The 4196-nt window shown below is 59.2% G+C and carries 5 protein-coding genes; 3 read left to right on the forward strand and 2 right to left on the reverse strand.

The genetic code is table 11. From position 1 onward, the window contains the following. Positions 1–1146: glucose-6-phosphate isomerase (gene pgi / locus ACRC1E_RS00365; RefSeq protein ID WP_438513123.1), on the reverse strand; the 1146-nt coding region annotated here is incomplete at its 3' end. Positions 1147–1216: 70 nt separating this feature from the next. After that, positions 1217–1762, reverse strand: a complete 546-nt coding sequence (orn, locus tag ACRC1E_RS00370) for an oligoribonuclease (RefSeq protein WP_438513124.1) — start codon at positions 1760–1762, stop codon at positions 1217–1219. A gap of 70 nt (positions 1763–1832) precedes the next feature. On the opposite strand from orn, the gene ACRC1E_RS00375 reads away from it, so the two are divergent. The 3 genes from ACRC1E_RS00375 to rsgA form a co-directional block, all read left to right on the forward strand. After that, positions 1833–3083, forward strand: a complete 1251-nt coding sequence (locus ACRC1E_RS00375; RefSeq protein ID WP_438513125.1) for a M48 family metallopeptidase — start codon at positions 1833–1835, stop codon at positions 3081–3083. After that, positions 3080–3403 carry a 4a-hydroxytetrahydrobiopterin dehydratase gene (locus ACRC1E_RS00380; RefSeq protein ID WP_438513126.1) on the forward strand — a complete coding sequence of 108 codons (324 nt, stop codon included), beginning with the start codon at positions 3080–3082 and terminating at the stop codon, positions 3401–3403. Before ACRC1E_RS00375 ends, ACRC1E_RS00380 begins: the two co-directional genes overlap by 4 nt. Continuing rightward, positions 3400–4196 (forward strand): ribosome small subunit-dependent GTPase A (gene rsgA / locus ACRC1E_RS00385; protein WP_438513127.1); only part of this gene is annotated, 797 nt, incomplete at its 3' end. The genes ACRC1E_RS00380 and rsgA, both read left to right, overlap by 4 nt.

A 4196-nucleotide genomic window follows, 5' to 3' on the forward strand; every position in this document is an offset into this window, starting at 1 on the left:
CTCCTCGCCCCAGATCACCGGCCCGGTATCAAAATCGAGACGCCCACCCGAACGGCCGACCCGCTTGCCGTTGGACTCCATATCCAGCTGTTGGATGTGGGCCGGCAATCGGCGCAGGCCGTGATCGTAAGGCATGATGGCATGCGTATGCGCACCATAAAAGGTGTTGTACCAGATGCCGATCAGGGCCAGCAGCACCGGCATATTGGCGTCAAACGGCGCGCTGAAAAAGTGCTGGTCCATCGCATGCGCACCGGCCAGAAATTCGTCGAAGTGCTCGGCGCCGACCGCCAGCATGACCGACAGGCCAACCGTCGACCACACCGAATAGCGTCCGCCTACCCATTCCCAGAAGCCGAAGCGGTTGGCCGCATCGATACCGAAGCCGGCCACCGCCGCTTCATTGGTCGACACCGCCACAAAATGCTTGCTGATGGCCTCTTCCGAGACCTGGCCGACAAACCAGCGCCGTGCAGCCTGCGCATTCAGCAGGGTTTCCGGCGTGGTAAAGGATTTGGAGGCAATAATAAACAAGGTGGTCGCCGGATCCAGCTTGTCCAGCGTGCGCGCAAGATTGGCCGGGTCGACGTTGGAGACATAATGAATGGCCGGCCCGCCCTGGGCATAAGGCGCCAGTGCTTCCACCGCCAGCAAGGGGCCAAGATCCGAGCCGCCAATACCCAGATTGACCACATCCGTCACCCGCCGCCCATCATGACCGCGCCAGTCACCGGCACGAACCCGCCCGGCAAAATCGCGAATGCGGGCCAGCTCGCCGTGCACATCGGCCACCACATTTTGCCCGTCCACCTCCAGCACTGCGTCCTTGGGCAGACGCAAGGCGGTATGCAGCACGGCGCGATTTTCACTGACATTGATACGCTCGCCCGAGCGCATGCGCTCCATCCAGCCCTTCAGGTCCGCGACCTCGGCCAGCTCCAGCAGCAAGGCCAGCGTGCGCTCGGTGATGCGGTTTTTCGAGTAGTCCAGCAACAGACCATCGTGCTTGAGCGAGAAGCGCTGAAAACGTCCAGCATCGGCATCGAACAGTTCGCGCATCGTGACATAGCGCGTAGCGCGTTGATGCTGATGCAGCTTGGCCCAGACTTGCGAGGCATTGATATCGTTGAAACTGATCGCGGCCATAATGTGGATTCTGTTGTAAAGACGAAAAAGGGTGACGAATCACCCTTTTGTCATTTTAATGCAGGTGCGTTTATTCGCGAATGAAATTTGCGCGGTAGTAACGCAGCTCTTCGATGGATTCGATGATGTCGGCCAGCGCCTCGTGCTTGCCCTTCTTGACCACACCCTTGTAGACATCGGGCTTCCAGCGCTTGCACAGCTCTTTGAGCGTCGACACATCCAGATTACGGTAGTGGAAATAGGCTTCCAGCTTCGGCATCCAGCGCGCCATAAAGCGGCGGTCCTGGCCGATGGAATTGCCGCACATAGGCGTCACGCGCTCGGCGACATGCTCTTGCATAAAGGCCAGCAGTGCGGTTTCGACTTCGGCTTCGGACAGGGTAGACACGCGCACCCGCTCGGTCAGGCCGGTGCGGCCGTGGGTCTTGGTATTCCATTCGTCCATACCGTTCATGACGGCATCGCTTTGATGCACGACATAGACCGGTGACTGGTCCAGAATATTCAGCTGACTGTCGGTGACTATCATCGCCACTTCGATAATGCGGTCGGTGTCAGGCTCCAGCCCGGTCATTTCCATGTCGAGCCAGATGAGCTTGTTCGGATCTTGTGCCATACTTGCCAGCTTTCTATAAATGATGCTCTATTCTCCGTGATTGCCGGCTATTCGGCAAACGGGACTGCCCATGACAGATATCCGCTTTACCTTTTTGTTTCTTGCCGCACTGGCGGTGACGTTCACGCTGCGCCTGTTTCTATCGTGGCGCCAGATGCGCCATGTCGCCATGCACCGCGCGCAAGTGCCGGCCGAATTTGCCCACAGCATTCCGCTTGCCACCCATCAGCATGCTGCCGACTACACCCTTGCCAAGACGCGGCTGGGCATCGCATCCGGCGTACTGGATGCGGCACTGATTCTGGCATTCACTCTGGGCGGTGGCCTGCAGTTTTTATGGTCACAGGCGGCACGGTTTGATCTGGGGCCTATCGGCACCGGCATGCTGTTTATGGTACTGGTGAGTGCCATCAGCGCGCTTGCCAACCTGCCCTTATCCCTGCTGTCCACCTTCGGTATCGAAGCGCGTTACGGCTTTAACAAGATTACGCCGCGCCTGTTTATCACCGATATGCTGCGCGGCATGCTGCTGTCGGCCTTGCTAGGCCTGCCGCTATTGGCGCTGGTGCTATGGCTGATGCAAGGCGCAGGCGCGCTCTGGTGGTTATGGGTATGGCTGGCTTGGGCCGGGTTTAGTCTGGCCATGCTATGGCTGTACCCTACCGTAATCGCCCCGCTCTTCAACCGCTTTCAGCCGCTGGACGACAAGGTGCTGGAAGCGCGCGTGACCGGCTTATTGGCGCGCACCGGCTTCAAGAGTCAGGGCGTTTACGTGATGGACGGCTCGCGCCGCACGCGCCACGGCAACGCCTACTTCACCGGTTTTGGCGCGGCCAAGCGCATCGTTTTTTTCGACACCCTGTTGTCTGCGCTAAGCCATGAAGAAATCGAGGCGGTGCTGGCCCACGAGCTGGGTCACTTCAAGAAAAAACACGTCGCCAAACGCATGCTGACGACCTTCGCACTGGCGCTGGGCATCCTGTTTGTGCTGGCGCTATTATTGGCGAGCCCATGGTTTTATCAGGGATTAGGCGTGACCGAACAAACGCACGCCATGGCTTTGGTGCTGTTTTTCATGGTACTGCCCTTGTTTACCTTTCCGCTGACACCCTTGTCCAGCCTGCTCTCGCGCCGGCATGAGTACGAAGCCGATGCCTTTGCCGCCCGCGAAAGCGGCCGCCAGCCGCTGATCAGCGCACTGGTCAAGCTCTATCGCGACAACGCCGCCACACTGACGCCAGACCCGCTACACTCGGCGTTTTACGACTCGCACCCGCCAGCGGCGCTGCGTATCGCCCATCTCAAAGGACTTCCCGCATGAAACTGACCGAAATGCGCTGCAGTGCAGACCACCCGGCCCTGCACGCAGATGCCTTGCTTATTCAGCTACAGACCCTGCCCCACTGGCAACTGCTTGACGGCGTTCTGGTTCGCAGCTTTGCGTTTGCCGACTATTACCACACCATCGCTTTCGTCAATGCACTCGCGTTTATTGCGCATCGTGAAAATCACCACCCGGATTTATCGGTGCATTTCAACCGCGTGGTGGTGCGCTTCTCTACCCATGACGCCGCCGGCATCACCCTGAACGACCTGATTTGCGCGGCCAAGTGCGACGCGCTGCAAGGCACGGGCGCATGAAGGCAACGGGTCAGATTATCCGCAGTTACGGCCGCCGCTTTATCGTCGAAAGTGGCGATACCGAGTATGACGCCACTACCCGCGCCAAGCGGGTCGATTACGCCTGTGGCGACTGGGTAGACATCACCATCCAGAATAAAGAGCAAGCGGTGATAGAGGGCGCGCACGAGCGGCGCAGCCTGCTTTACCGCCAGGATGACTGGAAAACCAAGGTGATCGCCGCCAACGTCAGCCGCATCCTGTTCGTATCCGCCGCCGTCCCTACACCTAGCGAAGAGCTACTAGGGCGCTGCCTGATTGCCGCCGAAGCTGCCGATATCGATCCGGTGATTATCGTCAATAAGTGCGACTTGCCGGAAACGGCCGCGTGGCTGAAAAAACTGGAGCTCTATCAAACGCTGGGTTATCAGGTTGTGGTCTTGTCGGCACTGGAAAACGCCGATGCCATCCGGCCGTTTCTGGCGGGACACACCTCGGTTCTGGTCGGCCAGTCAGGCATGGGCAAATCCACACTGACCAATGCCTTGCTACCGCACGTCAATGCCCGCGTCGGCGATATTTCCACGGCACTGGATGCCGGCCGCCATACCACCACCCATGCCGCGCTCTATCATCTGGATGAAAACAGCCATCTGATAGACTCGCCCGGCCTGCAGGCATTTGGTCTGGCCCATATCGCCGCCACCGACTTCATCTATTACTTCCCCGAGATGCGCGGGCTGATCGGCCAGTGCCGCTTTCACAATTGCTCGCACCGCAACGAGCCCGATTGCGCCATCAAGGAAGCCGCCGC

It is taken from the genome of Craterilacuibacter sp. (genome assembly GCF_051659485.1).
In the GTDB taxonomy this organism is placed as follows: Bacteria; Pseudomonadota; Gammaproteobacteria; order Burkholderiales; family Chromobacteriaceae; genus Craterilacuibacter.

Excerpts from the sequence above, each read along its gene's own strand:
- orn (WP_438513124.1), bottom strand. The coding sequence starts at position 1,762 with ATGGCACAAGATCCGAACAAGCTCATCTGGCTCGACATGGAAATGACC.
- ACRC1E_RS00375 (WP_438513125.1), top strand. The coding sequence starts at position 1,833 with ATGACAGATATCCGCTTTACCTTTTTGTTTCTTGCCGCACTGGCGGTG.
- ACRC1E_RS00380 (WP_438513126.1), top strand. The coding sequence starts at position 3,080 with ATGAAACTGACCGAAATGCGCTGCAGTGCAGACCACCCGGCCCTGCAC.